At 31.2% G+C, this 4027-nt stretch carries 4 protein-coding genes; 1 reads left to right on the top strand and 3 read right to left on the bottom strand.

What is annotated here, in order from left to right:
- Positions 1–357: 357 nt before the first annotated feature.
- The 3 genes from tkt to sosA form a co-directional block, all read right to left on the bottom strand.
- Positions 358–2346: a transketolase gene (gene tkt, locus CD113_RS11755; protein ID WP_002465163.1), complete on the bottom strand. Its 1989-nt coding sequence runs from the start codon at positions 2344–2346 to the stop codon at positions 358–360.
- Positions 2347–2466: 120 nt separating this feature from the next.
- On the bottom strand, positions 2467–2706 hold the full coding sequence (locus tag CD113_RS11750) for a DUF896 domain-containing protein (protein ID WP_002465164.1): 240 nt from the start codon (positions 2704–2706) through the stop codon (positions 2467–2469).
- Positions 2707–2892: 186 nt separating this feature from the next.
- Entirely contained in the window at positions 2893–3126 is a 234-nt protein-coding gene (sosA, locus tag CD113_RS11745; RefSeq protein ID WP_002465165.1) for a DNA damage-induced cell division inhibitor SosA, read from the bottom strand.
- Between the two features lie 143 nt (positions 3127–3269).
- Here sosA and lexA point away from each other — a divergent pair, with 143 nt between their 5' ends.
- Positions 3270–3893 carry a transcriptional repressor LexA gene (lexA, locus tag CD113_RS11740; protein ID WP_002465166.1) on the top strand — a complete coding sequence of 208 codons (624 nt, stop codon included), beginning with the start codon at positions 3270–3272 and terminating at the stop codon, positions 3891–3893.
- Positions 3894–4027: the final 134 nt, after the last annotated feature.

Here is a 4027-nt window from a genome sequence, read left to right as displayed (position 1 = left end):
ATAACAGTGCTTTAAATATATTTATTTAACAATTTATAATTTATCACAAGTTATTGATAGTTGTTAATTGCTTTGTTATTTAGACTAACAATTTAAATAATAAAATGCTTAATCTTCATTTTAATAAACATTCAAGGATCATAATTTTACTACATAGAATTTCTATCGAATCTTTCAAACTATCGTTAATATTATTCAAACAGACGTTTCTATATTTGACCAATTTTTAACAATATTGACATCAAACTATTTAAATTATAATCAACTCATTAATCCTTATAAAATTCTCGCAAATATAAAACATCCAAAAAAACAAAAAGAGCCTAGTTATACTAGACTCTCTTACAATTATGTTGTTTAGAAGTTTAACACTTGGTTTAATACATTTTCTTTTGTAAAACCATATTTTTCTACTACTAAATCTCCAGGGGCACTTGCACCGAAACCATCTATTCCGATAACTTTACCTTCAGAGCCAACATATTTATGCCAACCAAGTGGTGAAGCCATTTCAATAGCAATTCGTTTTGTAATAGAAGAAGGAATAACTGATTCTTTATATTCATCAGATTGTTGTTCAAATGCATTCCAGTTTGGCATTGAAACAACGCGAACCCCTTTACCTTGTTTTTCAATATCTTTTGCAGCATCTACTGCTAGACTTACTTCTGAACCAGTAGCCAATAGTAAGAATTCAGGAGTTTCTGAAGTTTCGTATACAACATATGCACCTTTACGAACGCCTTCTTCAACTACATCTTCTGGTACATCAAGTACTGGTAAGTTTTGACGAGTTAACACTAGAGACGTTGGTGTATTTTCTGATTCTAATGCTACTTCCCAAGCAACTCTTGTTTCATTACCGTCTGCTGGACGGATAACATTCATATTAGGAATAGCTCTTAATCCAGCCAACTGTTCGATTGGTTCATGAGTAGGACCATCTTCACCAACAGCAATTGAATCGTGTGTGAAAATAAATGTTGAATTTAAGCCCATAATTGATGATAAACGTAGTGCTGGTTTCAAGTAATCACTAAATACAAAGAAAGTTGCGCCATATGGATGTAATCCACCATGTGCTGCCATACCATTTACTGCAGCACCCATTGCAAATTCACGTACACCAAACCAAATATTTTTACCTTCTGGTGTTGATGGAGTATAGTCTGCTGCATCTTTAACGTTTGATTTATTTGATCCAGCAAGGTCAGCTGATCCACCGAAGAATGATGGTACAGATTTACTTAACGCTTGAATTACTTCACCAGAATCTGCACGAGATGCACCATTATGATCTAAATCGAAACGAGGTAACTCATCACGATAATTAGCAGGTAATTTACCACTAACTGCCATTTTAAATTCTTCAGCAAGTTCAGGATAGGCATTACTATATTCTTTAACTAACGCTTCCCATTTAGACTCATCTTCATTAGCTCTTTGTAACATTGTTGTTTGGAAGATTTCATACACTTCATCAGGAACGTTAAAACGTTTTTCAGGGTCTAAACCATAATTTTCTAAAGTTAATTTTCTTTCATCTTCGCCTAAAGGAGCACCGTGAACTCCATTTGTACCAGCTTTATTTGGAGATCCAAATCCAATTGTAGTTTTAACTTCAATAATCGTAGGACCTTCTTGTGATTTAGCTTCATTGATGGCATTGTCAATTTCTTCTAAATCATTACCATCTTTAACAAATAAATAATTCCAGCCATATGATTCAAAGCGTTGTTTAGTATTTTCAGAAAATGCTTTATTTAATTCGCCATCTAATGAAATATCATTTGAATCATATAACACGATTAATTTACTTAATTTATTATGTCCAGCAAATGAAGCGGCTTCATGTGAAATACCTTCCATTAAATCTCCATCTGAAGCTAAAACATAAGTATAATGATCAACAACATTGAATTGATCTTTATTAAATTTACCAGCTAAATGACTTTCAGCTAAAGCCATACCTACTGACATTGCAAAACCTTGTCCTAATGGACCAGTTGTAACTTCAACGCCATCAGTATGTTTAAATTCTGGATGTCCAGGAGTTTTAGAACCCCATTGTCTAAATTGTTTTAATTCTTCTAGTTCAAGACTGCCAGAAACATGTAACAAACTATAAAGTAAAGCTGAACCATGACCTGCAGATAAAACAAAACGATCTCTGTTAAAGTAATCTTTTGATTGAGGATTAAAATTCATGTGACGTGTCCATAATGTATATGCCATTGGCGCAGCGCCCATAGGTAATCCTGGGTGTCCAGAATTTGCTTTTTCGATAGTGTCGATACTTAAAGCACGAATTGTATCCACAGCTAATTGATCTTTTTCATTAAACATAAATTATATCTTCCCTTCTTCTATTTTATTATGTTCATTATAACTAATTATATAATAAAAAGATAAGTAAAACACTTACATTTCATCTATTTATCTGAATCTTCTTTAATTTGTTACAAATTACTTTTTATCGTTATTTTTGTTACGTATCTCCTTAATTTTTTCAGGAGTTACATCATTTCCTTCAGGGTCAATTACTTTTGTATTTTCAATTTGTTGTTTGAATCCTTTTCTAAAACTATCCAAATAGGCTTTACGTAATTTAGATTGCTCTTTTGCTTCTTCTTCTGTTAAACCTTGTTCTTTTTTCTTTCTAGCAAGTTCATTAATTCTGTCTATATTCAAATCATTTTCACTCATAGCAATTCCTACTTTCTCTAGTTAGTTCATTCTACGAGAAATATAACAAATATACATCATTTATAAAAGTAACTAAATCGTTAATGAATCAATTTAATTATAGAAGTATAAAAATAACAAAAAGCCCACTATACGATTTTTCATAGTAGGCTAAAGTTTTGGTTAACATGAATACAATATCAAAAATTAATTTATTGATGCGAACACTTTTGGCGAATCTTGTTCGTTATCGTTTGTAGCGTTTGTATGTTCGTACGAACGATTATTATTATTTTGACGTAACTGATGATCCGTCATTTCGTACGTTTGTTCTGTATGAGCACTAATGTTAACACTTATGATAAATACTGTAAAAACAGCACATGAAATTAAAAATATTGATATATATGTTAAAATAGTTTTATTTATATTATTGAACACTTAAAATCACTCCTAGAACATTTGTTTGTATACAAACTTTAACAGAACGCGTGTTCTGTGTCAACATTTTTACGAACAAACGTTTGTTCAATTTTATAATTAATGCTATAATTAGTTTAAACCAAATTAGGGAGTGCCAATATATGAGAGAATTAACAAAACGACAAAGTGAAATATACAATTATATAAAGCAAGTAGTTCAGTCAAAAGGTTATCCACCGAGTGTTCGTGAAATTGGAGAAGCTGTTGGATTAGCCTCTAGTTCAACAGTGCACGGACATCTATCAAGATTAGAAGAAAAAGGCTATATAAAACGAGACCCTACGAAACCTCGTGCAATTGAAATAGTAAGTGAGCAAACTAATGACAATATTAATATGGAAGAGACAATCCATGTACCAGTAATTGGTAAAGTAACAGCAGGTATCCCTATAACTGCTGTTGAGAATATAGAAGAATACTTTCCGTTACCAGAGCACTTAACTTCAACACATAATAGCGACATATTTATTTTAAATGTTGTCGGTGACAGTATGATTGAAGCAGGTATTTTAGATGGTGACAAAGTAATTGTACGAAGCCAGACTTTTGCTGAAAATGGAGATATCATTGTTGCAATGACAGAGGAAGAAGAAGCAACAGTCAAAAGATTTTTCAAAGAAAAGAATAGATACAGATTGCAACCTGAAAATAATACAATGGATCCTATTTATTTAGATAAAGTAATAGTAATTGGTAAAGTCATTGGATTATATCGAGAAATGTAATACTAGTTTAATATAATTGTATAATTCAACTATTCTTCAATACTTTATTCGATTTAAATATCATTTTTTCAAAATACACTCATTTCAAGTTTATTATAATTTTTATATTACCTCTCAATAATTGACCAAATAAT

Origin of the sequence: Staphylococcus simiae (assembly GCF_002902085.1) — a bacterium.
GTDB classification, from domain to species: Bacteria; Bacillota; Bacilli; order Staphylococcales; family Staphylococcaceae; genus Staphylococcus; species Staphylococcus simiae.
This window is presented reverse-complemented; position numbering and strand designations above follow the sequence as displayed.

What these genes read in the sequence shown, in the direction of transcription:
- lexA (WP_002465166.1), top strand. Translation starts at nt 3,270, where the DNA reads ATGAGAGAATTAACAAAACGACAAAGTGAAATATACAATTATATAAAG.
- CD113_RS11750 (WP_002465164.1), bottom strand. Translation starts at nt 2,706, where the DNA reads ATGAGTGAAAATGATTTGAATATAGACAGAATTAATGAACTTGCTAGA.
- tkt (WP_002465163.1), bottom strand. Translation starts at nt 2,346, where the DNA reads ATGTTTAATGAAAAAGATCAATTAGCTGTGGATACAATTCGTGCTTTA.